We start from the raw sequence: 24,787 nt of genomic DNA, 5'->3' as shown, positions 1-24,787 counted from the left end.
CGGCGCGCGTGGCGGTGGAAGCGGGTATCGCGGACTACTGGTACAAGTACGTGGGCCTGAACGGCGCCATCGTGGGCATGACCACCTTCGGTGAGTCGGCGCCGGCGGAGCAGCTGTTCGCCGAGTTTGGCTTCACCGTGGACAACGTGGTGGCCAAGGCGCAGGCGCTGCTGAAATAAGCAACCCGGCGCCAGCCGATAAAAAAGCCGGTCATCGTGACCGGCTTTTTTTATGGGCGGAACCCGCGCTTACGACGCGGCGTTGGCGCTTACGACGCGGCGTTGGCGCTTTCGACGCTGCGCAACCGGTCGTAAGCCGCCGCCAGCAACAGCACCAGCAACGTAGGCTGCAGCCAGACCAGACCCTGTTCGGCCAGCGGCAGCTTATCGAACCAGGCGGGCAGCAGGCCGCTGAAGCTGGAGGCCTTCAGGCCGTCGGCGAGGCCAAACACCAGGCTGGTGGCGATCACCGGCGCGAAGACGCGCTTGGCGCTGCGCCAGCGGTTCTGGCTGAAGCTGAGTAACACCAGCGCGATGCAAGGCGGATAGATCGCCGTCAGCACCGGCAGCGAGACGCGGATCAGGTTGGCCAGCCCCATGTTGGAGACCAGCATGGCGAAGAGGGCGAGGATAACCACCAGCGAGCGGTAAGAGAGCGGCAGATAGCGGGAGAAGAAGTCCGCGCAGGCGCAGGTCATGCCGACCGCCGTCACCAGGCAGGCGATGAACATCAGCACCGCCATAAAGACGCTGCCCAGATCGCCGAAGGTGTGTTGTACGTAGGCGTGCAGGATCGCCGCGCCATCCTGAGCGCCACTCTCGACCAGGCTGCCGCTGCCGGCGCCGAGTTTGAACATGCAGATATAGACCAGCGTCAGGCCGATGCCGGCGATCAGGCTGGCCCACAGGGTGTAGCGCAGCAGCAGGCCGCTGTCGCTGACGCCGCGCGAGCGGGCGGCGGTGACGATAATCGAGCCGAACATCAGCGCCGACAGCGTGTCCATGGTTTGATAACCCTGCACGAAGCCGGTGGAAAACGCCGATGCTTGATAGCTGCCGACGGCGGAGACCGGTTCACCGGCGGGCCAAACCAGGGCGGCGATGCCGAGCGCGGCCAGCGCCAGAATTTTCAGCGGCGCCAGAATATGGCCGACGTTATCGAGCAAGCGGCCGGGATACAGCGAGACGATCATCGCCAGGGTAAAGAACAGCAGGCTGTAGATGAACTGCGGCAGGGCGCCGTCGCCGGTGAAGGGCGCGATGCCGAGGGCGAAAGAGACATTGGCGGTTCGCGGCGTGGCGAACAGCGGGCCGAGCGCCAGATAGCAGACGGTCGCCAACAGCAGGCCGGCGGTGCGGCCGATGGGGCCGGTGAGCAGGCTAATGCTGCCGCCGACGCGCGCCAGCGCGATCACGGCGATCACCGGCAAGGCGACGGCGGTCACCATAAACCCGAGGGCGGCCGGCCACAGATGTTCGCCGGACTGCAGCCCCACCAGCGGTGGGAAAATGATGTTGCCGGCACCGACAAACAGGGCGAAGGTCATAAAGCCCAGGGCGATAATGTCTTTCGGGGATAAACTCTTGGTCATAACGGTATGGCACTGCCTGTATTCATGAAATAAACGGCCTGCTGCGGAATGGATAACTGCAGAGGGCAGGCTCAGGGGGCAGCGAGCGCCCGCAAAATTTTCGTCCGGCAGGATATAATAATTCGGCGACAAAAACCTGATTAATACAGCGCTGTTTATCCTGGCGTGAACCGGCCGCACAGATAAATCCTGGCGGCCGACCCGGTAGCGCGTTAGCTCGCGCGCGCCACCATGTCTATCGACAGCGGGATTTCGATATGCGGTTTGAAAGAGTCATACGCGAAAGAGACGTGGCCGTCTTCGACCGGTTTACGGGTGAAAAAGATCAGCATATCGCGGGTCGAATGCCGGCGTTTGTCCTGCGCTTCCACCGGTGAGAGGCTGTGTTTGCGTTCATGATCGACAATCAGCAGGGTATCGAGGAAATGCCGATGCTGTATTTCGCCCAAAATCCATTCCGGCCGGGCCCGATCGAATTTGATCCCGCTGATTTCGCGCATATCGTGAATAAAGGTCTTGGCGCTGTCGTCGGTCATGTTGTCGCAGCCGAGGAAGGTCGTCATGGTGTGGTCGACGCCGTCGCTGTGCACGCCTTCCAGCGCCGGTTCACCCAGCATCTGCGGCGTGGTGACGGTGCGCAGGTTGAACACCGTGCAGACGAACTTGTTGATCTCCTGATTAAGCCGGGCGCGCGGCGTCACGCTCACGCCATCGATCACGTAGGCTTTGAATTTCATCAGCGCCTGGAATGCCGTATTCAACTGCAGATCGTCGTTGATGCCGCGGAAGTGGCGCACCTTTCCCGAATCGTAGCGGATGAAGTCTTCCTCGACCGAGAGCACAAAAGGCTGGAACTCCAGCCGCTCAATCTGGGCGCGATCGAAGTCGAAACAGAAGCGGCCGTTTCTGGACTTGCGGAAGGGGAGAGTGGGATCGTCCGCCAGATTGCCGCTGACCTGCTGCAGCTTGGCGAAATCTTCCGGCCGCGCGCCCAGCGCCAGCAAGATCGCTTGCATGGTGGCGCCGGGGATAAAGGCTGAACGGTGTTCCTGGTACGCCTTCTTAACTTCATCAAGCAGGGATAACTGTCGCATTTCTCGGTGGCCTCACGAATGATGTGGCGATTATAAAATCTTGCTGCCGATCTCCACGTCGAAATCGGTTTTCAGCAAGACGGTGCCTTGATCCCGGGTGACCGCGGCAAGTACCAGCACTTCGGATTTAAATCCAGCAACCCGCCTGGCGGGGAAATTAACGACGGAGATGACTTTTTTGCCGAGCAGATCATCTTCCTGATAGTTTTCGCATAATTGCGCCGAGCTGTTTTTAATGCCAATTTCTTCGCCGAAATCAATGCGCAGCTTATAGGCGGGCTTTAACGCCTTGTCGTTATATTCCACGGAAATAATTTCGCCAATACGCATATCCAGTTTCATAAAATCAGTGATTTCGGCCATAAGTCAGTCCAGTTAATTAAGTGGCTTCAGGAAGGCTAGCAAAGGGGAATTATTCCGACAATGTTGCCAAGAGGGGAGGAGTTATACCTGATGTAGCAATTAATTTACATTATCGTAACGTGGTGGGATTAATTATAAGTTTGGTGAATTATATAAGATTGAAACGTCATTATTTCCCGCAATAGTGTTCATTGCGCAGGCTTGAGGGGGCGATGTCGATGCTGTTAAGCCGGTGTTAAATTGGTTAGTATGTTCCGCATTAATTCATCAGCCGCATTTTTTCAGGTAGTGATATGGAAATAACCCAGCGCGAAAAACGCGATCGGCGAAAGGCATTTATCGCGCCGTTTTTCCTGATATTAATTTGGTCGACCGGTTTTATTGCCGCGCGGGCGGTGGCGGATCATGCCGATCCCAACCTTTTCCTGACCTTTCGCTTTTTGATCGCCGCGGCAGTATTCGCTCTGCTGGCGCTGCATTGCGCCTGGCCCAAGGGGCGACAGTTCGTGATGCACCTGCTGACCGGCATGCTGATGAACGGCGTTTACCTCGCCGCAAGCTGGTGGGCGGTGGCGAACGGCCTGGCGGCCGGGGTGATGTCGCTCATTGGCGGATTGCAGCCGCTGTTTACCGCGCTGATTTTCGCGCTGGTGCTGCGTAAGCCTATAGGGTTGCGTTCATGGGCCGGGCTGGCGGTCGGTTTTATCGGCGTTGCGCTGGTGCTCTCCCCGCGGCTGACAGGTATCGACGTCGGCAATATGGCGCTGTTGCCGATCCTGATGGGGTTTGGCAGCATCGTTGCGCTGACGATCGGCATCATGGTGCAGAAGTCTTCGCTGGCGGCGGCCGATCTGCGGGCGGCAGGTGCCATTCAGCACCTCGGCGCCGCGATCGTGACCGGCGTGCTGGCGGCCGTGATGGGCTCCGGTGCCTGGGATAATTCGCCGACGCTGTGGTTCTCGCTGCTGTGGTCGGCCGGCGTGTTGTCGCTGGGCGGCACCGCGCTGTTTATCTGGATGGTGCGCCACGGCGACTTGACTCGCATTACCGCGCTGATGCTGCTGGTGCCGCCGGCGGCGGCGCTGCAGGCTTACGCGCTGTTTGGCGAGGCGCTGTCGTTGCTGCAGCTGGCAGGGTTTGTGCTGACGCTGCTGGGGGTCGCCATCGTACAGCGAATTCGCCTGCTGCGGCGCTCTCGCCTGGCCGAATAGTCTGCAACAGGAAGTGCCGTAAAGCCCGCGCTGCCGGGCTTTTTTATTGGCTGAAAAACGTCCAATCTCACAAAACCGAAAGATAACAAAGCAACGCCGTTGCCTCGTCACACTTATTAACTATATGTTAATTTTTGGTTTATTAAATGTGATCATGGGATGGATGATGATGATGAAAAAAATCAGCGCGACCGTAGCGGCAATCACCTTGCTGGGCTCCGTTTCCGCCTATGCGGCCTTCCCGGCGGGCTACCCCGCCGACTATCAGAAACGGGTCGACGGCGCGAAGAAAGAAGGCAAGGTGGTGATTTACTCGACCACCGACACCAAGGCGGCGGCGCCGCTGATCCAGGGGTTCGAGGCGTTGTATCCGGGCATCAAGGTCGAATACAACGACATGAACAGCACCGAACTGTATAACCGCTTTATCAGCGAGCAGGCGGCCGGCGGCACCAGCGGCGACGTGGTGTGGAGTTCGTCGATGGACACCATTTTGAAACTGGCGGGCGATTACGCGCAGGAATACGCCTCCCCAGAGCAGGCTCAGTTGCCGAAATGGGCGGTATGGCAAGATAAGGTGTATGGCACCACCTATGAGCCGGTGGTGTTTATCTATAACAAACGCCTGATCCCGCAAGGCGATGTGCCGGATTCGCATGCGGCGCTGGCCAAGCTGATCGCCGGCCAGACGGACAAATTCAAGAAGAAAGTCACCACGTACGATATCGAAAAATCCGGCGTCGGCTTCATGCTGTCGGTGCAGGACTTCAAGGCCGATCCTAACTACTTCAAAACGCTGGCCGACGTGGCCAAGGGCGGGCTGGCGGTGCAATCCTCCACCGGCACCATGATGGAGCGCGTTTCTTCCGGTGAAAACCTGATCGGCTTCAATATCCTCGGTTCTTACGCCGAGGCCCGCGCCAAGAGCGACCCGTCGCTCGGCATCGTCTATCCGAAAGACTATACCCTGGTGCTGTCGCGCGTGAGCTTCATCAGCAAAGAGGCCGGCAACCCTAACGCCGCCAAGCTGTGGTTCGACTATGTGCTGTCGGAGAAAGGGCAAAATATTCTCGCCAATCAGGCGGATATCCCCTCGATCCGCAACGATATCGAAGGCAAGAACGACATCGACGGCATGACCAAGCTGTTGGGCAACGCGCTCAAGCCGATTCCGGTCGACGACAGCCTGCTGGAATATCTGCAGCCGGCCAAACGCCTCGATTACATCAAACAATGGCGCGCCGCCGCGGCGAAGTAACAGGGACTGCATTCGGACGCGCGCCTGTCGCAGAGGCGCGCGCCCTTTGGTCGTCGTTTACAACCATAGGGAGCATTTATGCAAGCATGGCGCAGAAAGTGGCAGAGCCTGCCGCGTGGCCTGGTGGTGTTGATAACCGCGCTGGTTATCTATGTCCCCCTGTCGTTTATCATCATTCAAAGCTTCCTCTCGGCACCGTTCTTCTCTCCCTCCAAGGTCTTCAGCCTGGAGGCCTTCGAGTTCATCTTTACCGATCCGGATTTCTACAAAGCGCTGAGAAGCGGCTTTATTCTGGCATTCGGCCTGGTAATCATCGCCATCCCGCTCGGCGGCATTTTAGCCTTCTTGATGGTGCGTACCGATCTGCCGGGGCGGCGGATCATCGAGCCGCTGATTCTGGTGCCGATCTTCGTGTCGCCGATGGTGCTGGGCTTCGGCTACGTGGTGGCGGCGGGGCCGGTGGGCTTCTTCTCGCTGTGGGCGGAGGCGCTGCTGGGCTTCGTGCCGTGGAACATCTATTCGATGGCCAGCATCGTGGTGATAGCCGGATTGACGCACGTGCCCCACGCGTATCTGTATATCTCCTCGGCGCTGCGCAGCGTGGGTTCGGACGTTGAAGAAGCGGCGCGCACCGCCGGCGCCACGCCGCTGCAGGTCATGACCGCCGTCAGTCTGCCGATGGTGCGGCCGTCTATCCTGTATGCCGGGGTGCTGCTGTTCTTTCTCGGGCTGGAAGTGTTCGGCCTGATGTTGGTGCTGGGGGATCCGGAAGGCAACCTGGTGCTGGCGACCTACCTGTACCAGTTGACCAACAAGCTGGGCACGCCGTCTTACCACCTGATGGCGGCGGTGGCGGTAGTGCTGATCTGCATCACCATTCCGCTGGTGATGCTGCAGCGCCGGCTGATGCGCACCGCCAACCGTTTCGTCACCGTCAAGGGCAAAGCCTCGCAAGCCCGCGCGCTGCCGCTGGGCAAATGGCGCTGGGTGGCCGGCGCGGTGGTGGTGTTCTGGCTGACCGTGACCATCGGCGTGCCGCTGATCGGCGTGGTGCTGCGCGCCTTTATCTCCAACTGGGGCGTGGGCGTGTCAGTCTGGGACGAACTGTCGATCAACACCTTCCGCACCATCTGGGCGCAGCCCAACCTGCTGCGCGCCATCGTCAACTCAATGGCGATTGGGGTAATCGGCGGGGCGTTGGCGGTGGCGTGCTACCTGTTTATCGGCATCGCCATGCACCGCAAGCCGGATGGCGCCACGCGCTTCCTCGACTACAGCGTGCTGGTGCCGCGCGCGGTGCCGGGGCTGCTGGCCGGTCTGGCGTTCCTGTGGGTGTTTCTGTTCCTGCCGATGTGGCTGGACAAATCGCTCAAGGAGGGTTGGCTGTCGGCGCTGCCGATGGCCGAGTGGCTGCGTGCTAACTGGATTGTCTGGTTGCGTTCGCTGCGCAGCACCATCTTCAGCGTCTGGCTGGCGTACACCGTGGTGTGGATGGCTTACGGCCTGCGGCTGATCTCCTCGACGCTGTTGCAGGTGGGGCCGGAGCTGGAGGAGGCGGCGCGCAGCGCCGGCGCCAGCCGTGGGCAGATCACCCGCCACGTTACCATTCCGCTGTCGCGCTACGGCCTGATCGGCTCTTGGTTGCTGATGTTCCTGATTTTCGAACGCGAATATTCCACCGGGGTGTATCTGCTGTCTCCGGGCACGGAAACCATCGGCTCGATGCTGGTTTCCCTGTGGGCCGCGGGCGCTATCGATATCGTCGCCGCGCTGTCGTTCATCAATATCCTGCTGGTGGTGCTGGGGTTGGGGATTGCCTTGCGCTTTGGAGTGAAATTACATGATTGAACTTTCGGTAGAGAATCTGCATTTGACCTATGGCGACAATCCGGTGCTGAAAGGGGTGTCGATGGATCTGAAACGGGGCGAAGTGGTCTCGCTGCTGGGCCCGTCGGGCAGCGGCAAAACCACGCTGCTGCGGGCGGTGGCCGGGCTGGAGAAACCGAGCCAGGGCCGGATCGTCATCGGCAATAATGCGGTATACAACGGCAGCGCACGCAGCGAAATTCCCGCCGAAGAGCGCAACCTGGGGCTGGTGTTTCAGTCCTACGCGCTGTGGCCGCATAAAACGGTGTTTGAGAACGTCGCTTACCCGCTGAAGTTGCGTAAGACCGCCTCGGCGGAAATCACCCAGCGGGTGCAGGCGGTGCTGGATCAGCTCGGGTTGGGGCATCTGGCCAAGCGCCATCCGCACCAGCTTTCCGGCGGCCAGCAGCAGCGCGTGGCGATCGGGCGTGCGCTGGTCTACAACCCGCCGGTGATCCTGCTGGACGAGCCGCTGTCCAACCTTGACGCCAAGCTGCGCGAAGAGGCGCGGGTATTCCTGCGCGAGTTGATCATCAAGCTCGGCCTGTCGGCGCTGATGGTGACCCACGATCAGAACGAGGCGATGGCCATCTCCGATCGCATCCTGCTGCTCAATAACGGCAAAATCGAGCAGCAGGGCACGCCGCAGGAGATGTACGGTTCGCCCACCACGCTGTTCACCGCCGAGTTCATGGGCAGCAACAACCGCTTGCCGGGCAAGATCGTGGCGCTGGAAGGCGACCGGGCGCGCATCGAAGGCAAGGATTGGGCGCTGTGGGGCAAAGCGGGCGAAGGCGTGCAGGTTGGCCAGGAGGGCTCGGCGGTGATCCGCGTGGAGCGCGTGCGGTTGGGCGAAGATCCGCAGGGCAACCAGCTTGAGCTGCCGCTGTTGACCAGCATGTATCTCGGCGATCGTTGGGAATACCTGTTCCGCACCGTGGCCGAGGATTTCGTGGTGCGCGCCTATGGCCACGAAGCGCGCGATCGGACGCTGTGCCGGCTCTCCCTGCCGGCCGAGCATCTGTGGATATTCCCGAAAGCCTAGTCAGGACGCCCGCAGGCGCGGGCGCTCCGTTTACAGAGTTAAACTGCTAGCGGCGATCTTTTCCGGACGGTGTACGTTTCCCGGTTGGCAACGTCGACAAAAGTGCGGGTGACGGTCGAATTTTTGCGCGACTATTTCCGCGAGCACTACGGCGAAACGGGGCCGGCGAGCGAAAATCCGCCGCGGCCTTAAGGCCAAAAATGTGCGCCAGATCATCTTATGCTCGTAAAATTCCCCTCCGTTACTTGTGGAACTGTTGCACCTGTTCCTTTTGCCAAAACTTTGGTTTATGCTCAGCTGAAGCGTTTCAGTTGAAGCACTCTTCGACAGAAATGCCGATGTGACGGCGGCGAAAAGCCGCTGAAGCGCGGGAATAATGCAAACGCGGCGATTCACAGCGGGCGGTGCGATCCACTACTCTATGCGGGTTAGTGAGACAACCAGTCAGCGCCTGTCCGGCGCCGGTGAGTCAGCCCGGCGGGGACGGCCCTTTTTCAGGAGCAGCATGACCATCCGCATAGCGATAAACGGCTTTGGCCGCATCGGCCGCAGCGTATTGCGCGCACTGTACGAATCGGGACGACGGGCGGAAATCTCCGTGGTGGCGATCAACGAGCTGGCGAATGCCGAGGGCATGGCCCATCTGTTGAAGTACGATTCCAGCCACGGCCGTTTCGCGTGGGATGTGCGGCAAGAGTGCGACACGCTGAGCGTCGGAGACGACGCGATTCGCCTGTTGCATCAGCCGGCGGTAGAGCAGTTGCCCTGGGGCGAGCTGGGCGTCGACGTGGTGCTGGACTGCAGCGGCGTGTACGGCAGCCGGGCGGATGGCGAAGCCCATCTGGCGGCGGGGGCGAAGAAAGTGCTGTTCGCCCATCCGGGCGGCAACGATCTGGACGCCACCATCGTGTTCGGCGTCAACCATCAGACGCTGCTGGCGGAACATCGCATCGTGTCCAACGCCTCGTGCACCACCAACTGCATTATTCCGGTAATCAAGCTGCTGGACGATGCCTACAGCATCGAATCGGGCACTGTGACCACCATTCACTCGGCGATGAACGATCAGCCGGTGATCGACGCATATCACGCGGATTTGCGGCGCACCCGCGCGGCGAGCCAGTCGATCATTCCGGTCGACACCAAGCTGGCCGCGGGCATTACCCGTATCTTCCCGCAGTTTTGCGATCGCTTTGAGGCTATCTCGGTGCGCGTGCCGACCATCAACGTGACGGCTATCGATCTCAGCGTCAGCGTGAGCGCCGCGGTGAAGGTGGCGGAGGTCAACCAGCTGTTGCAAAAGGCCGCACGGGAATCATTTCGTGGTATAGTTGACTACACGGAATTACCATTGGTCTCGATCGATTTTAACCATGACCCGCACAGCGCTATCGTCGACGGTACGCAGACCCGGGTCAGCGGGCAGCACCTGATAAAGACCTTGGTCTGGTGCGACAATGAATGGGGCTTTGCCAATCGGATGTTGGATACAACACGGGCAATGGCCGCCAGCGGTTTCTAGTACGGCGGCGCCGGCGTGGTTGGCGCGCTGCTCAGGCAATTTTATAGAGATTCAATAAAGAGGGTTCACCATGTCTGTAATTAAGATGACCGATCTGGATCTGGCGGGTAAACGCGTACTGATCCGCTCCGATCTGAACGTGCCGGTAAAAGACGGTAAAGTGACTTCCGACGCGCGTATCCGCGCTTCCCTGCCGACTATCGAAGCTGCGCTGAAGCAAGGCGCCCGCGTGATGGTAACCTCCCACCTGGGTCGTCCTACCGAAGGCGAGTACAACGAAGAATTCTCCCTGCTGCCTGTTGTCAACTACCTGAAAGATCACCTGAAATCCCCAGTGCGTCTGGCGAAGGATTATCTGGATGGCGTCGACGTTGCCGAAGGCGAACTGGTGGTGCTGGAAAACGTCCGTTTCAACAAGGGCGAGAAGAAAGACGACGAAACCCTGTCCAAGAAATACGCGGCGCTGTGCGACGTGTACGTGATGGACGCGTTCGGTACCGCGCACCGCGCGCAGGCTTCCACCCACGGCGTGGGCAAGTTCGCGCCTGTCGCCTGTGCCGGTCCGCTGCTGTCCGCCGAGCTGGAAGCGCTGGGCAAGGCCCTGGGCAACCCGGCCCGTCCGATGGTCGCCATCGTGGGCGGTTCTAAAGTGTCCACCAAACTGACCGTGCTGGATTCCCTGTCCAAAATCGCCGATCAGCTGATCGTCGGCGGCGGCATCGCCAACACCTTCGTGGCGGCGCAGGGCAACAACGTGGGCCAGTCCCTGTACGAACCTGACCTGATCCCGAACGCGCAGAAACTGCTGGAAACCTGCGACATCCCGGTTCCGACCGACGTGCGCGTCGCGACCGAGTTCTCCGAAACCGCGACCGCGACCGTGAAGCAGGCCAACGAGATCCAGGACAACGAGCAAATTCTGGATATGGGCGACGTCTCTGCCGAGCGTCTGGCCGTTATCCTGAAGAACGCCAAGACCATTCTGTGGAATGGCCCGGTTGGCGTATTCGAGTTCCCTAACTTCCGTAAGGGCACCGAAATTGTCGCCCGCGCGATCGCCGATAGCGACGCTTTCTCTATCGCTGGCGGCGGCGACACTCTGGCAGCCATCGATCTGTTCGGTATCGCTGACAAAATTTCCTACATCTCCACCGGCGGTGGCGCATTCCTGGAATTCGTTGAAGGGAAACCGCTGCCTGCAGTCGTGATGCTGGAAGAGCGCGCTAAGCAGTAATTCAGACAACGGGAGGCGAAAGCCGCCCGTTTGTTTTATACCGCGCGGCTCACGCTGCGCGGCGTGAAAACATCGATTTACATCCATCTACGGCCGACGAAACAGGACAAAGTAACATGTCTAAAATTTTTGATTTCGTAAAACCGGGTGTCATCACGGGTGATGACGTTCAGAAAGTCTTCGCAGTTGCTAAAGAGAACAACTTTGCGCTGCCAGCGGTAAACTGCGTGGGTACCGACTCCATTAACGCAGTGCTGGAAGCCGCGGCTAAAGTGCGCGCGCCGGTCATCGTTCAGTTCTCCAACGGCGGCGCCGCGTTTATCGCCGGCAAAGGCGTGAAGACCGATGTGCCTCAGGGCGCAGCGATTCTGGGCGCCATCTCTGGCGCACACCACGTTCACCAGATGGCTGAACACTACGGCGTGCCAGTGATCCTGCACACCGACCACTGCGCGAAGAAACTGCTGCCATGGCTGGACGGCCTGCTGGACGCCGGCGAGAAGCACTTCGCCGCTACCGGCAAACCGCTGTTCTCTTCTCACATGATCGATCTGTCTGAAGAGTCTCTGGAAGAAAACATCGAGATCTGCAGCGCCTACCTGAAGCGCATGGCCAAAATCGGCATGACGCTGGAAATCGAACTGGGCTGCACCGGCGGTGAAGAAGATGGCGTGGACAACAGCCATATGGACGCATCCGCCCTGTACACCCAGCCGGAAGACGTGGCTTACGCGTACGAAAAACTGAACGCCATCAGCCCGCGCTTCACCATCGCTGCCTCCTTCGGTAACGTGCACGGCGTGTACAAGCCAGGCAACGTCAAGCTGACCCCGACCATCCTGCGTGATTCTCAGGACTACGTGTCCAAGAAATTCAACCTGCCGCACAACAGCCTGAACTTCGTGTTCCACGGCGGTTCCGGTTCTACCGACGCAGAGATCAAAGAGTCTGTGGGTTACGGCGTGATCAAGATGAACATCGACACCGACACCCAATGGGCAACCTGGGATGGCATCCTGCAGTACTACAAAGCGAACGAAGCTTACCTGCAGGGTCAGCTGGGCAACCCGAAAGGTGCCGATCAACCGAACAAGAAATACTACGATCCACGCGTATGGCTGCGCGCAGCGCAGACCAGCATGGTGACGCGTCTGGAACAGGCTTTCAAAGATCTGAACGCGGTAGACGTTCTGTAATCTTCGGCACCTGTTGCCCGATGCAAAAGGCTCCCTGCGGGGAGCCTTTTTGTTTATGACAAGCCTGATGGCGTTGCCTGGCTTGCCATTGGCAAAATATAAAAAATAAGGAAAATCAATTTATTGATTTTCGGCTGATGATCACAAAGGAGGAAAACCACGTTTTTTCCTCCTTTGTTTGTGATTTAAAGGCTCCCTGCGGGGGAGCCTTTTTCGTTTCAGCCCAGCAGGCCGGCACCGACGTTGATAGACAGGCCCAGGATCAGCATGTTGAACACGAACGAAATAACCGACTGCACGAGCGCAATTTTACGCACCTCCGCGGCGCCGACCGCCACGTCGGCGGTTTGCGACGCGACCGCGATGGTGAAGGAGAAGTAGGCGAAATCCAGATAGGTCGGATCGGTAAGGTTACCGGGGAACAGCAGCGGCAAAGGATCCTGCTGCGCGCCCTGGCGATAAAACTGGTGGGCATAGTGCATGGTGAAGGCGGTCGGCAGCAGCAGCCAGGAGACCCCCAGCGTTCCGCCGGTTAACGCCAGATGCAGGGTTTTCAGCGAGTCGCTGGCCTGTTTGGCGCTGCTCAACTCGAACAGGATCGCCAGAATGCTCACCAGACAACCGAAACTAACCAGCGCCAACACCGTGCTGGCGCTTTCGTCCTGCCGCCGAGCGATCTGGCGAATGTGCTGTGGCGTACTGACCAACATCAGCCGCCAGAGAAACAGCAGATAGAGCCAGGCCAGCGTATTCCAGCCAATCATCAGGCGCTGTAGCAGCGAGAACTGGGCGGGCAGCAGCAGAAAGCACAACAGCCCGGCGCCGACGGAAAACAGCAGCCTGGGCCGCACTTGCCAATAATGTTTGAGCGAAGAGCGAACGTGCATGATTAACGGATCCCTTGTCGTGAAATGGCCAACGCGCTGTTCTCAGCATAGAAGACGCGGCGGGCAGTTTCGGCTATTTTTAACGCTGACGGTTGGCATGAGCCTTTAATGTTGGTTACCCTTAGGCGGTGGTTTCCTACTGGCTGCCGAGGCCAGTGTATTTTTGCGAGTTTCTCCCGTTAGGGACTGAGTTAGGACGACACGAATGAAAGATTTGAATGTAGTAGACGGCATCAACGGTGCCGGCAACTGGTTGGTGAAGAACCAGGATCTGTTGATCCAGTACGCGGTGAACATCGTCGCCGCCATCGTTATCCTGATCATCGGTTCGATCGTGGCCCGCGTAGTCGGTAATGCGCTGAACCGCGTGATGAAACTGCGCGGCATCGACGCCACGGTGGCCGACTTCCTGTCGGCGATCGTGCGCTACGGCGTGCTGGCGTTCACCTTCATTGCCGTGCTGGGGCGCGTCGGCGTGCAGACCACCTCGGTGATCGCCGTGCTGGGTGCCGCCGGTTTGGCCGTCGGCCTGGCGCTGCAAGGCTCGCTGTCCAACTTCGCCGCCGGCGTGCTGCTGGTGATCTTCCGTCCGCTGCGCGTGGGTGAATATGTCGATCTGGGCGGCGTGGCCGGTACCGTCGATCAGGTGCAGATTTTCTCCACCACCCTGCGCACCGCAGACAACAAAACCATCGTGGTGCCGAACGGTAAAATCATCGCCGGCAACATCATCAACTATTCTCGCGAGCCGAACCGCCGCGTGGATATCGTGGTAGGCGTGGCCTACAACGCCGATATCGACGTGGTGAAGAAGGTGCTGGGCGACGTGATCGCCGCCGACAAGCGCATCATGCACGCCAAAGGCGTGACCGTGCGTCTGAATGAGATGGCGCCGTCTTCCCTGAACTTCGTCACCCGTTCCTGGACCACCAACGCGGAATACTGGAATGTGTACTTCGATCTGATGGAAAACTTCAAGCGCGCGCTGGATGCCCACAACATCGGCATTCCGTTCCCGCAGATGGACGTGCACCTGTATCGCACCGAAGACGCTTCCGCCAAGGCGGAATAACAGAGAAGGGGGCCTGGCCCCCTTTTTCATTACAGGCCGAGACGTCACCGATGGCGTCTCGGCCTTTTCTTTTCCGCGAGTTCAGGCGCCGGCGGCCGTTTCCGCGAGCGGTGCGCGGCGGCGCAGGCTGAGGCGATAGAGCAGGAAGATGGCGACGGCGCCCAGCAGCGCCGGCAGCGCGAGCCAAAGAAAGAACACTTCCGCCGAGCCTGCGGCGGTCATCATCCAGGCGCCGAGCATCGAGCCGACGATCGATCCGAAGCGGCCATTGGCCATGGCCCAACTGACGCCGGTGACGCGGGCTGCGGTCGGGTAAAGGGTGGCGGAGACCAGGTTCAGGCCGTTTTGCGCGCCGGCTACGCCGAAACCTATCAGGAACACAACGGTGGCCAGCATATAGACGTCGTCCATCAGATACCCGGTTGCGCCAATCACCAGCGCGGCGCCCAGGTAGGAGACGGCCAGCACGCGGTAGGGCCCGACGCGGTCCATCAGCAGCGCCATCAGGATGGCGCCCAGGGTGCCGCCGAGCGGCACCATCGCCCCGATGCGCGAGGCGTGGGCGATATCGTAACCGGCGTCTTTGAGGATCGTCGGCAGCCAACTGGTGAGCAGGTAGAACACGAACAGCGAGCAGAAGAACGCCGCCCACAGCAACAGGGTGCGCACGGCGCGCCCTTCGATAAACAGGTGCGAGATCGGCGACGTAGCCTGTGCCGGGCGTTCGTCATCGACGATGGTGACCCCCGTCCAACGCTGGCCGGTGATACGCTCGACCACCCGGCGCAGCCGATCGGCATGTTTGGCGCTGGCGGCCATAAAGCGTACCGACTCGGGCATCTGCCAGGCCAGCAGCGGCAGCAGCGCCAATGGCGCAATGCCGCCGACCAGCAGTACGCCGCGCCAGCCGAATGCAGGAATGATCTGCCCGGCCAGCAGGCCACCCAGGGCAAGCCCTGCGGTAAAGCCGCTCCAGCTCAGGGTGACCATCAGCATGCGCCGGCGTGCCGGTGAGTACTCAGCGCTAAGGGTGATGCAGGTCGGTATCGCGCCCCCGAGGCCAATGCCGGTGATAAAGCGCAGCAGGGTCAGGGATTCGATCGAATGCGTATAGGCCGAAGCCAGGGTACAGCCGCCAAACACCAGCACCGCGACGAGCAGCACGCGTTTGCGGCCGATGGCGTCGGCGATCGGCCCGAACAGCAGGCTGCCGATCAGCAGGCCGAACAACCCTGCGCCGAAGGCGGGGGAGAGCTGCGAGGGCTGCAGGCCCCACTCTTCGCGCAGTGCCGGGGCGATATAGCCGATGATGGCGGTATCGAAGCCGTCCAGCAGGGCGATCAGGAAACACAGGGTAAGGATGAGGATTTGATAGGGCGAGATCCTGGCGCGATCGATAATTTCGCTGATGCGAGCGGTATCTGGGCTCATGAGGGTTCCACTGTTATTAAGCTGTTGTGGGCTGGCTGAGGGGCCGTTCAGGCCGCTGTGGCTGGCATCGCGTAGAAACCCGAGTATACACCAGAGGGGGAACGTTGCGGGGAGAGGGAGTTGAATGATCATCGCCCGCCGCAGGAGGTACCTGTGGCGGGCGCTTGGCAAGGTTATTTGGCTAACAGTTCACGGCGCACGATCTCGGCGCCCGCACTTAAGGCATTCAGCTTGCCGCTGGCGATCTGACGAGGCAGGGGAGCCATGCCGCAGTTGGTCGACGGATAGAGCTTGTCGGCATCAACAAACTGCAGCGCTTTGCGCAGCGTAGCGGCCACTTCCTCCGGCGTCTCAACGGTATGATTCGCTACATCAATGGCGCCGACCATCACTTTCTTACCGCGAATCAGTTCAAGCAGATCCATCGGCACGTGCGAGTTATGACACTCGAGCGAGATAATATCGATAGTAGATGTTTGCAGCTTAGGAAACGCCTCTTCATATTGCCGCCACTCGGAGCCCAGCGTCTTTTTCCAGTCGGTATTGGCCTTAATGCCGTATCCATAGCAGATATGTACCGCCGTTTCACACTTAAGCCCCTCAACGGCCCTTTCCAGGGCGGCGATGCCCCAGTCATTCACCTCGTCAAAGAACACGTTAAATGCGGGCTCATCAAACTGAATAATGTCGACGCCGGCGGCCTCGAGCTCTTTGGCTTCCTGATTGAGGATCTTGGCGAATTCCCAGGCCAATTTTTCGCGGCTTTTATAGTGGCTGTCATAAAGCGTGTCGATCATGGTCATCGGCCCCGGCAGGGCCCATTTAATCGGCTGTTTGGTCAGCTGGCGTAAAAATTTGGCGTCTTCAACGAAAACGGGCTTTTGACGCGCCACCGCACCCACAACGGTCGGCACGCTCGCCTCATAGCGATTGCGGATTTTAACCACTTCGCGTTTCTCGAAATCGACGCCGCTGAGGTGCTCGATAAACGTCGTGACGAAGTGCTGGCGCGTTTGCTCGCCATCGCTGACGATATCGATGCCGGCCTGTTGTTGCTCTGCCAGCGACAAACGCAAAGCGTCCTGTTTCCCTTCGATTAATTCTTCATTCTGCAATTTCCAGGGCGACCACAGGGTTTCCGGTTGGGCCAGCCAGGAAGGTTTGGGCAAGCTGCCGGCGGTCGAGGTAGGGAGCAATATTTTCATGATAGATAACCTGTAATTAAGTGAATCAAAGCGCGTAGTGAGCAGACCATTGCTCAAGAATGGGCTTGTAGGGCTTGATAAATTGCTCTTCCGTAAATTTCCCCTGCTCAATCGCTAACTGGCTACGCTCTTCGCGATCGTAAACAATCTTGGTTAATGAATGATCCTGGTTATTCAGGCTGGGCTGATAGCATTGCCCCGCCGCCGAGTTGGCATTGTAAATTTCAGGCCGATAAATTTTTTGGAAGGTCTCCATCGTGCTGATGGTGCCGATCAGTTCCAGATCGGTGTAATCGCTCAGCAAATCCCCGGGGAAATAAAACGCCAGGGGCGCGACGCTATTTTTCGGCATGAAATAGCGCACCTGCAGGCCCATTTTTTTAAAATACCGGTCGGTCAGCGAAGCGCCGTCTTGCCGATACTCGTCGCCCAACACCGGATGTTGATTGCCCGTCCGATGATAGGTGTCTTTGCTGGACACGCTGAGGCAGATCACCGGCGGTTTGCTGAAATTCTCATGGTATTCGTTTGAATTGACGAAATGCTTAAAGATATTGCCGTGCAAATCGCCGAAATCATCCGGAATGTTGAACTCCGCCGTGTTTTTATTGTGCGCCGGCAGCAAGACGCTAAAGTCGTAATCGCGCACGTAAGAGGAGAAATTGTTCCCGACGATGCCCTCAAGACGCTTTTGCGTTTTTTTATCAATGATGTTGGTTTTCAGGATTTCGATCACCGGGAAGCTGGCACCCTGATCTTCAACGCGCATCTCAACCGAAATGATGTCAAGTTCGACCGAATAGCGGTCGGCCTTGGGGTTATCCCAATTCGCCAACGAATTGAAGCGATTGTTAATCATCACCAGCGTGTTGCGCAGGTTCTCCCGGCGGTTTTCCCCTCTGGCCAAATTGGCGAAATTGGTGGTGATACGCGTACTTTCAGAAGGGTTATAATCTTCATCGAAAGAACTGCTCTTAATCGTAAAGGCAAAGTCTCTATTCATCGTCTTATAGCATCCTGTTATATGATATGAAGGCTGGATTTATCCATGTATTTCAATGGGTTGTTTTTCTCTTTTTTCATTCAGCCGATTTCATATTGTCTGTCGTTAATGAGGTCTATTTTTGCCAGAGTCCCGCAGGGAGTGAAAGAGACTTAATTTCATTACCACATGAGCGGTATTCATGATCTGACGTTCGGCTCGGTTTACCGCCGTTGCCCTGCAGCGCAAACCGCCGGTGGGTTGGGCCGGCAACCTGGTGCAGCCTGAAAAATTACGGGTATAATCCCCCCATAACCCACGGCTTCAGACACGAACATGACAAAACTCACCTTACAAGAGCAGATGCTCAAAGCGGGCTTGGTAACCAGCAAGAAAATGGCCAAAGTCCAAAGAACGGCTAAAAAATCACGCGTTCAGGCCCGCGAGGCCAGAGAGGCGGTGGAAGAGAATAAAAAGGCGCAGCTTGAGCGCGATAAGCAGTTGAACGAGCAGCAAAAGCAGGCCGCGCTGTCCAAAGAATACAAGGCGCAGGTGAAGCAACTGATCGAGATGAACCGTATCGTCCTGGCGAAAGGCGATATCGGTTTCAACTTCACCGACGGTAACCTGATCAAAAAAATTCTGGTGGATAAGGCGACGCAGACCCAGCTGATCAATGGCCGCCTCGCCATTGCCCGCTTGGTGGTCGAGAACCGGGAAGAGTGTGAATACGCGATTATCCCCGCGAGCGTCGCCGATAAAATCGCGCAGCGCGATGTGGCCAGCATTGTGTTGCACAGCGCGCTGAGTCAGGAAGAACAGGATGAAGACGATCCGTACGCCGACTTTAAAGTGCCCGACGATTTGATGTGGTAAGCCGCGTTCAGAACGGCGCGGCGTGACGAGCGGCGATCCGCTCTCCAGTGATGGGGTGCACAAAGTCCAGTTCGCTGGCATGCAACATCAGCCGTGGCGTCTGTTCGGTACCCGGCAGCAGTCGCCCGCCATACAGATCGCAGCCTAAAATAGGGTGGCCCAACTGCCGGCTGTGAATACGCAGCTGGTGGGTGCGCCCGGTCTCTGGGGTGAGCTGCACCCGCGTCAGCGGCAGCGAGATCCCGCCCTCCGCTTCACGATAAAAACGCTCGACGACCCGATAGCGGGAGCGGGCGGGCTTGCCGTGGAGGGCGCAAATCGACATCAGCGGGAACAGCGCCGGATCTTTGGCGATCGCCGCGTCTATTACCCCTTCGTTTTCCGCCAGGTGGCCGCACAGCAGCGCGCTGTACACTTTGCCGACGGTGCGCTCGCTGAACTGCCGGCAGAGCGCGGCGTTGGCGGCCTTGTTGCGGGCCACCACCATCAAGCCGGACGTGCCGAAATCCAGGCGGTGCGCCAGGGCGCAGCCGGGGAAGATCTGTACCAGCCGGTGGTGTACCGAATCGAGATTCTGCGGATTCTTGCCCGACAGGCTGAGCAGCCCAGCTGGCTTATTGATCAGCGCCAGATGGTCGTCCTGATAAAGGATCTCTATCTGGTCATGGCATGGCGGGGCGATAAAGGTATCGGTGATCGTAGACATCGGGCGGCCGGCTGGAAGGTGGGTGCGGATGATAGCGAATTTTTCGCCGATGAGCGAATGCGGTTATCGTTATCACTGCGCCTCATGCCCGCAGGCACCCGATGCGGCAAAGCATCAGGTGCAGCGGTTAAGGCCCCGGCGCCTACTGCCCGTAGTAGGCGTTTTGGCCGTGTTTGCGCAGGTAGTGTTTGTCCAACAGTTCGCGCTGCATGCTGTGAATGCCCGGCGTCAGCTGGCGTGAGAAAATGCCCATGTAGGCGATCTCTTCCAGCACCACCGCATTATGCACCGCGTTGTGGGCGTCTTTGCCCCAGGCGAAGGGGCCGTGGGCGTTGACCAGTACCGCTGGGATAGCGTTGGGATTGATATCGCGCCGGCGGAAGGTTTCGATAATCACCTTGCCGGTTTCCAGTTCGTAATCGTGCTCAATTTCATCCTGGGTCATCAGGCGCGTGCAGGGAATAGCGCCATAAAAATAATCGGCGTGGGTGGTTCCCCAGGCGGGGATGTCCAGCCCGGCCTGCGCCCAGATGGTGGCGTGGCGCGAATGGGTGTGGACGATGCCGCCGATATCGGCAAATTCGCGGTACAGCGCCAGATGGGTGGCGGTGTCCGACGACGGTTTTTTTGCCCCTTCGACGGTGCGGCCGCTGGCCAGATCGACCACCACCATATCCTCCGCCGTCATATGCTCGTATTCAACGCCGGAAGGCTTGATCACCACCAGGCCGCGTTCGCGATCCACCGCGCTGACGTTGCCCCAGGTAAAGGTCACCAGCTTATGGCGCGGCAGATCGAGATTGGCCTCCAGCACCTGTTGTTTTAACTGAGTCAGCATGTCATGCCCCCTTGTTGCATTTTCTGTTCGATCCAGCGGCGGGCCTGAACGATCTCGGCCACCGGCTCCTCGGCTTTTTCTGTCCACATCTCAATCAGGAATGCGCCGCGGTAATTGAGGCGCTGCAGCGTGCGAAACACCTCGACGAAGTCGACGCAGCCTTCGCCAAACGGCACGTCACGGAATTGCCCCGGCGAAGCGGCGGTGACCGGGTAGGTGTCTTTCAGGTGAATGGCGGCGATGCGATCGATGCCCAGCTCCAATTCACGCGGCACGTCGTTGCCCCAGGCGCTGAGGTTGCCGACGTCCGGATACACCGTGAACCACGGCGAGGCCAACAGGGTGTCCCAGGCTTTCCATTTGCCGATCGAGTTCATAAAGGCGGTATCCATAATTTCCACCGCCAGCATCACCTGGGCGGCGGCGGCACGGTCTACCGCCCACTGCATGCCTTCGCTAAAGCGCGCCAGCGTCCCCTCGTCCTGCTCTTCGTAATACACGTCGTAGCCGGCCAGTTGGATGGTGCGGATACCGACGTCTTGGGCCAGCTGAATGGCCTGTTCCATCACGTCGAAGGCACGCTGTCGCAGCGCCGGATCGTGGCTGCCAAACGGAAAGCGCCGGTGGCCGGAGAGGCACATCGACGGGATGCGGATGCCGGTTTCCAGCATGGCATCCACCAGCGCCAGGCGCTGCGCTTTGCTCCAGCTCAGGCGCGCCAGGCGTTCATCGCTTTCGTCCACCGACATTTCGACGAAGTCGAAGCCGCAGGCCTTGGCCAGCGCCAGGCGTTCGGGCCAGCTCAGGTGTTTCGGCAGCGCTTTCTCGTAAATTCCCAACGGGTGCTGACGCATATCATGATCTCCAGATGTCTTCGATGGCGGTGCGGAACTGCCTGGCGGCCGCCGGCGGATCGCCGGCCTCGGCCAGCGCGCGGCCGGCGATAAAAGCGGTGACGGCGATCTCTTTAAACAGCGGCAGGTCGGCGGGCGTGATGCCGCCGGTCACCGACAGCGCGATGCCCAGATCGGACAGTGCCTTCATCCGATCCAAATCCTGCCGGCCCCAGGTTTGCCCACTGGCCTGCGCGTCGCGGCCGCGGTGATAGATCGCCTGGCGAATGCCGAGGCCGCGCCATTGCCGCGCATCCTCTAATGTCCAGCGGCCGAACAGTTCGATCTGGATTTCACCGCCGTGACGCTCGGCGACTTCCCGTGCGCTGGCCATGGTGGCCAACGGCGCGGCGCAGATCACCGTCATCCAGTCCGCGCCCTGGCCGAAGGCCTGCTCGGCCAGCGTCGCGCCGGCGTCGGCCACCTTGAGATCGGCCACCAGCGTGTGCTGCGGACAGCGCTCGCGCAGCGCGCTAACCGCCTGAATGCCGGCGCTGATGCACAAAATGGTACCGGCCTCGATGATGTCCACATGGGGGCTGAGGGTCTCGGCGGTGCGCAGCGCCGTATCCAAACGGGTTTGATCGAGCGCCAGCTGCAGGCGCGGTTTCGTGCTCATGGGGCCTCCTTGTTGGCGGGCTGCAGATGTTGCAATGCAGCAATCAGCGCCTGATAACGTTGGTGTTTGTTGTCGTAAGCCTCGGCAGCGGCCGCATCAGGCAGCAGCCGCTCGATACGCGGCGCCAGCCGGTGCTGTGCGGCGGTGAAATCGTTGAAGACGCCGCTGCCGACCATGGCCGCCATCGCCGCGCCCAGACAGCCGGTTTCTTCCACCTGCGGCAGCTCCACCGGCAGGCCGCTGACGTCGGCGAACATTTGCATCCAGGGGAGGGATTTGGCGGGGCCGCCGGTCACGCGCAGTGCCTGCGCCTCAGGGAAACGCCGGCGCATGCGGTTAAGGTGCGTCATGTGGCAGAACACCACGCCTTCGTAGATCGCCTGCACCAGGTGCTCGCGCTGGTGGAAGGCCTGCAGGCCGTAGAAGCTGGCGCTCAGCCCCAGACCGGCGTTGGAGCCATACAGGAAAGGGGCGAACAGCAGATCGCCGGCGGCTTTCGGCAGGGCGGCGACCCAGCGGTTAAGCTGGCCGTAGTCCTGCAGCCCCCATTGGCGACAGAACCATTCCAGGTTGGCGGCGGAGGTGGGGCTGGCTTCGTGCACGATGTATTGGCCGCTTTCGGCGTGGCGGCCATAGACAAAGGGATGATCGAAACCCTCGACGATGGCGTCGGTGATGCCGCTGGTGACCGACCAGGTCCCCATCACCGCATTGAGTCGGGTTTCGTCCTGCAGGCCGGCGCACAGCGCGGTGGACACCACGTCGAACAACCCGCCGACCACCGGGGTGCCGGTTTGCAGGCCGGTGATGGCCGCGGCGTTTGCCGCGACGCGCCCGGCGATCTCGGCCGAACCGACAATCGTCGGCAGGGCGGGCATGATGTCGCCGATACCCAGCAGCTGCGCCAGCGCCGGGTCATAGCGTCCGCTGCGCATCTGATACAGGTTGGATTCGGAGATATTGGTTTCTTCGCAGGCCAGCTCGCCGGTCAGGCAATAGCGCAGGTAGTCGTGCGCCATCAGCACGCTGCCGATGCGGGCGTAACGCTCCGGCTGATGCCGCTTCAGCCAGCGTAGCAGCGAGACCGGGTGCCCGGTCCACAACGTTTGGCGCGTTTGCGGATACAGCGCCTGCGGCACGCCCTGCCGTTGCCATTCCTGCACCAACGCCAGCGCGCGCTGGTCGGAAGAGAGCATGGCGTTGCCCAGCGGCAGCCCCTGTTTATCCAACAGAAACGCCCCCTTGCCCTGCGCCGAGATGCCGACGGCCTGAATGGCGCCGGCGGCGACGCCGCTGGCGGACAGCACTTCGCGGATCACGTCGGCGGCGGTGTGCCACAGCGATGCCATATCTCGCTCGGCCCAGCCGGGCTGCGGCGCGACGATCGCCAGATTGCGCCGCGCAACGCCGTGTTCATGGCCCTTGTGGTCGTATAATCCCGCCTTGATGAAGGTGCCGCCGCAGTCGAGCCCCAGCCAATATTCCATCATGGGTTCCTCGCGCTGTGGTCGCATTTATTGGGCAGCATCAACGCCAGCACGGAGGCGATCGCCAGCGAAGCCGCCAGGCTGTAGACGCCGACGTCCTTGTTGAACAGGCTGATCAGGACGCCGACCATATACGGGCCGCAAAAGCCGCCGAGGTTGCCCAGCGCATTGATCACGCCGCGTGCGCCGCCGGCCACTTCGGCGTTGAACAATTTGGGCGGTATGGTCCAGAACACCCCGGCCGCCGCCTGAATAAACACGCCGCAGCCGACCAGCGCAGCGTAAGACCACCAGACGTGATCCTTCAGCAGCACCGACAGCGCCATGCAGGCGGCAAAGCAGGCCAGCGGCAGGGCGACGAAGACTTTGCGCTTGCCGGTGCGGTCGGAGAGGGTGGAGATGATCAGCATGCCGAAGATGGCACCGATATAGGGCAGAATAGCCAGCAGGCCCACTTGCTCCATATCGCCGTGGGTCAGCTCTTTCAAAATGGTCGGCAGCCACAGGGTGTAGCCGTAAATACCGGTCTGGTAGAAGAAATTCACCAGGATCAACTGCCACATGATCCGGTCGCCCAGCACCCGGCGTAGCGAGGCGTTGCGCACCGTTTTTCCTTTAATCAGCAGCTGTTCGTCGTGCAGGGTCTTCACCAGATACTCTTTTTCCGCCTGCGAGATCCATTTGGCTTCCTGCGGCCGGTTGCTGATGGTGAAGTACCACAGCGCCATCACCACCAGCGACAGACCGCCTTCCACCAGAAACAGCATGCGCCAGTCCCAGGCGGTGATGATCCAACCCGACAGCGGGGCGGTGAGGATGCCGGCGATCGGCACGAACATGATGACGATGGCGTTGGCGCGGCCGCGCTCCTTATCCGGGAACCAGTTGCTGATCATGGTCAGCACCACCGGCAGCATGCCGCCTTCGGAAACGCCGAGGGCGAAGCGCAAGAACAGCAACTGGTACTGGTTGGTGACCAGCCCGGTCAGCACCGAGATCACCGCCCAGGCCAACAGTGACCAGCCGATGAATTTCTTGCCGTTGCCGTATACCGCCAGCTTGCCGCCGGGCACCTGCAGAAACAGGTAACCGATAAAGAAGATGCCGCCGGCCAGCCCGGCCATTGAAGCAGTGATGCCGAGTTCGTCATCCATGCCGCCGGGCATGGCGAAGGCGATGTTGACCCGATCCATGTAAGAAATGATGCAGGTGATGAGGATCGGCGGCACGATCCTCAGCCAGCGTAGCTTGGGGATAGCCTGGCTTTGGCTGACGGAAACGGAGGCTGTATTCATAAGGACCTCTTTCGATGTTCGCTTTTTTGTAGGGTCGGGCGTTATTGTTTTGTTTGATTTGGGCGCAAGGGAGCCCACACAGGCCCCATGGACCGGTGTTGTTATCGTTACGGGTG

Annotated in this window: 22 protein-coding genes and 2 pseudogenes; 11 read left to right on the top strand and 13 right to left on the bottom strand. The window is 59.8% G+C overall.

The features are described from left to right. Positions 1-179 (top strand): annotated as a pseudogene (locus C9411_RS22315) (transketolase); the annotation flags it as partial. An 89-nt stretch (positions 180-268) separates the two neighbouring features. Here C9411_RS22315 and brnQ read toward each other — a convergent pair. The 3 genes from brnQ to C9411_RS22300 all read right to left on the bottom strand — a co-directional run bounded on the left by brnQ (position 269) and on the right by C9411_RS22300 (position 3,048). Further along, positions 269-1,591, bottom strand: coding sequence for a branched-chain amino acid transport system II carrier protein (gene brnQ / locus C9411_RS22310; protein WP_063990657.1), 1,323 nt, complete (start codon positions 1,589-1,591; stop codon positions 269-271). 212 nt (positions 1,592-1,803) lie between these two features. Next, the gene (locus C9411_RS22305) at positions 1,804-2,685 is read right to left on the bottom strand and encodes a 2OG-Fe dioxygenase family protein (RefSeq protein WP_107227950.1); all 882 of its coding nucleotides are present in this window, start codon (positions 2,683-2,685) and stop codon (positions 1,804-1,806) included. Between the two features lie 30 nt (positions 2,686-2,715). Next, a complete protein-coding gene (locus tag C9411_RS22300) occupies positions 2,716-3,048 on the bottom strand; it encodes a tRNA-binding protein (RefSeq protein WP_048234649.1) in 333 nt (110 codons plus the stop codon). A gap of 293 nt (positions 3,049-3,341) precedes the next feature. Here C9411_RS22300 and C9411_RS22295 point away from each other — a divergent pair, with 293 nt between their 5' ends. From C9411_RS22295 to fbaA, 8 genes and pseudogenes are all read left to right on the top strand, one after another. Continuing rightward, on the top strand, positions 3,342-4,259 hold the full coding sequence (locus tag C9411_RS22295; RefSeq protein ID WP_049199314.1) for a DMT family transporter: 918 nt from the start codon (positions 3,342-3,344) through the stop codon (positions 4,257-4,259). A gap of 169 nt (positions 4,260-4,428) precedes the next feature. Beyond that, positions 4,429-5,517 carry an ABC transporter substrate-binding protein gene (locus tag C9411_RS22290; protein ID WP_060441366.1) on the top strand — a complete coding sequence of 363 codons (1,089 nt, stop codon included), beginning with the start codon at positions 4,429-4,431 and terminating at the stop codon, positions 5,515-5,517. Between the two features lie 78 nt (positions 5,518-5,595). Next, positions 5,596-7,365: an iron ABC transporter permease gene (locus tag C9411_RS22285; RefSeq protein ID WP_107227949.1), complete on the top strand. Its 1,770-nt coding sequence runs from the start codon at positions 5,596-5,598 to the stop codon at positions 7,363-7,365. Then, positions 7,358-8,428: an ABC transporter ATP-binding protein gene (locus C9411_RS22280; RefSeq protein ID WP_063990658.1), complete on the top strand. Its 1,071-nt coding sequence runs from the start codon at positions 7,358-7,360 to the stop codon at positions 8,426-8,428. Before C9411_RS22285 ends, C9411_RS22280 begins: the two co-directional genes overlap by 8 nt. A gap of 69 nt (positions 8,429-8,497) precedes the next feature. Then, a pseudogene (locus C9411_RS26095) lies at positions 8,498-8,620 on the top strand (LysR family transcriptional regulator); the annotation flags it as partial. A gap of 313 nt (positions 8,621-8,933) precedes the next feature. Continuing rightward, the gene (epd, locus tag C9411_RS22275; RefSeq protein ID WP_004931582.1) at positions 8,934-9,950 is read left to right on the top strand and encodes an erythrose-4-phosphate dehydrogenase; all 1,017 of its coding nucleotides are present in this window, start codon (positions 8,934-8,936) and stop codon (positions 9,948-9,950) included. A 70-nt stretch (positions 9,951-10,020) separates the two neighbouring features. Beyond that, positions 10,021-11,184, top strand: a complete 1,164-nt coding sequence (gene pgk, locus C9411_RS22270; RefSeq protein ID WP_025160206.1) for a phosphoglycerate kinase — start codon at positions 10,021-10,023, stop codon at positions 11,182-11,184. 116 nt (positions 11,185-11,300) lie between these two features. Further along, entirely contained in the window at positions 11,301-12,380 is a 1,080-nt protein-coding gene (fbaA, locus tag C9411_RS22265; RefSeq protein ID WP_025304179.1) for a class II fructose-bisphosphate aldolase, read from the top strand. Positions 12,381-12,598: 218 nt separating this feature from the next. Here fbaA and C9411_RS22260 read toward each other — a convergent pair whose 3' ends face one another. Continuing rightward, positions 12,599-13,267, bottom strand: a complete 669-nt coding sequence (locus tag C9411_RS22260; protein WP_063990659.1) for a DUF1345 domain-containing protein — start codon at positions 13,265-13,267, stop codon at positions 12,599-12,601. A gap of 205 nt (positions 13,268-13,472) precedes the next feature. Here C9411_RS22260 and mscS point away from each other — a divergent pair, with 205 nt between their 5' ends. Continuing rightward, entirely contained in the window at positions 13,473-14,339 is an 867-nt protein-coding gene (mscS, locus tag C9411_RS22255) for a small-conductance mechanosensitive channel MscS (RefSeq protein ID WP_025304177.1), read from the top strand. A gap of 81 nt (positions 14,340-14,420) precedes the next feature. Here the strand turns inward: mscS and C9411_RS22250 are convergent, their stop codons facing one another. The 3 genes from C9411_RS22250 to C9411_RS22240 all read right to left on the bottom strand — a co-directional run bounded on the left by C9411_RS22250 (position 14,421) and on the right by C9411_RS22240 (position 17,978). Beyond that, complete coding sequence (locus C9411_RS22250; RefSeq protein WP_107227948.1) at positions 14,421-15,770, bottom strand: aromatic acid/H+ symport family MFS transporter; 1,350 nt, start codon at positions 15,768-15,770, stop codon at positions 14,421-14,423. A gap of 173 nt (positions 15,771-15,943) precedes the next feature. Further along, on the bottom strand, positions 15,944-16,975 hold the full coding sequence (locus C9411_RS22245; protein ID WP_063990661.1) for a methionine synthase: 1,032 nt from the start codon (positions 16,973-16,975) through the stop codon (positions 15,944-15,946). Between the two features lie 25 nt (positions 16,976-17,000). Beyond that, positions 17,001-17,978 carry a DUF1852 domain-containing protein gene (locus tag C9411_RS22240; RefSeq protein ID WP_063990662.1) on the bottom strand — a complete coding sequence of 326 codons (978 nt, stop codon included), beginning with the start codon at positions 17,976-17,978 and terminating at the stop codon, positions 17,001-17,003. Between the two features lie 315 nt (positions 17,979-18,293). Here C9411_RS22240 and C9411_RS22235 point away from each other — a divergent pair, with 315 nt between their 5' ends. Continuing rightward, on the top strand, positions 18,294-18,833 hold the full coding sequence (locus C9411_RS22235) for a DUF2058 domain-containing protein (protein ID WP_107227947.1): 540 nt from the start codon (positions 18,294-18,296) through the stop codon (positions 18,831-18,833). A 7-nt stretch (positions 18,834-18,840) separates the two neighbouring features. On the opposite strand, the gene C9411_RS22230 is transcribed toward C9411_RS22235, so the two are convergent. The 6 genes from C9411_RS22230 to C9411_RS22205 form a co-directional block, all read right to left on the bottom strand. Further along, on the bottom strand, positions 18,841-19,539 hold the full coding sequence (locus C9411_RS22230) for an RluA family pseudouridine synthase (RefSeq protein WP_107227946.1): 699 nt from the start codon (positions 19,537-19,539) through the stop codon (positions 18,841-18,843). Positions 19,540-19,681: 142 nt separating this feature from the next. Further along, the gene (araD, locus tag C9411_RS22225) at positions 19,682-20,377 is read right to left on the bottom strand and encodes an L-ribulose-5-phosphate 4-epimerase (RefSeq protein WP_033649413.1); all 696 of its coding nucleotides are present in this window, start codon (positions 20,375-20,377) and stop codon (positions 19,682-19,684) included. Next, the gene (locus C9411_RS22220; RefSeq protein ID WP_060422091.1) at positions 20,371-21,231 is read right to left on the bottom strand and encodes an L-ribulose-5-phosphate 3-epimerase; all 861 of its coding nucleotides are present in this window, start codon (positions 21,229-21,231) and stop codon (positions 20,371-20,373) included. The genes araD and C9411_RS22220 overlap by 7 nt, the downstream gene beginning before the upstream one ends. 1 nt (position 21,232) lies before the next feature. Next, positions 21,233-21,889 carry a 3-keto-L-gulonate-6-phosphate decarboxylase UlaD gene (gene ulaD / locus C9411_RS22215; protein WP_063990664.1) on the bottom strand — a complete coding sequence of 219 codons (657 nt, stop codon included), beginning with the start codon at positions 21,887-21,889 and terminating at the stop codon, positions 21,233-21,235. Then, positions 21,886-23,376 (bottom strand): FGGY-family carbohydrate kinase, encoded by a 1,491-nt coding sequence (locus tag C9411_RS22210; RefSeq protein ID WP_107227945.1) that lies wholly within the window; start codon positions 23,374-23,376, stop codon positions 21,886-21,888. Before C9411_RS22210 ends, ulaD begins: the two co-directional genes overlap by 4 nt. Next, the gene (locus C9411_RS22205) at positions 23,376-24,671 is read right to left on the bottom strand and encodes an MFS transporter (RefSeq protein WP_063990666.1); all 1,296 of its coding nucleotides are present in this window, start codon (positions 24,669-24,671) and stop codon (positions 23,376-23,378) included. Before C9411_RS22205 ends, C9411_RS22210 begins: the two co-directional genes overlap by 1 nt. Between the last annotated feature and the right edge of the window lie 116 nt (positions 24,672-24,787).

The sequence above is a fragment of the Serratia sp. Nf2 genome (assembly GCF_003028435.1).
GTDB classification, from domain to species: Bacteria; Pseudomonadota; Gammaproteobacteria; order Enterobacterales; family Enterobacteriaceae; genus Serratia; species Serratia marcescens_L.
The sequence above is the reverse complement of the archived record's forward strand: the minus strand, read 5'-3'. Positions and strand labels throughout refer to the sequence as shown.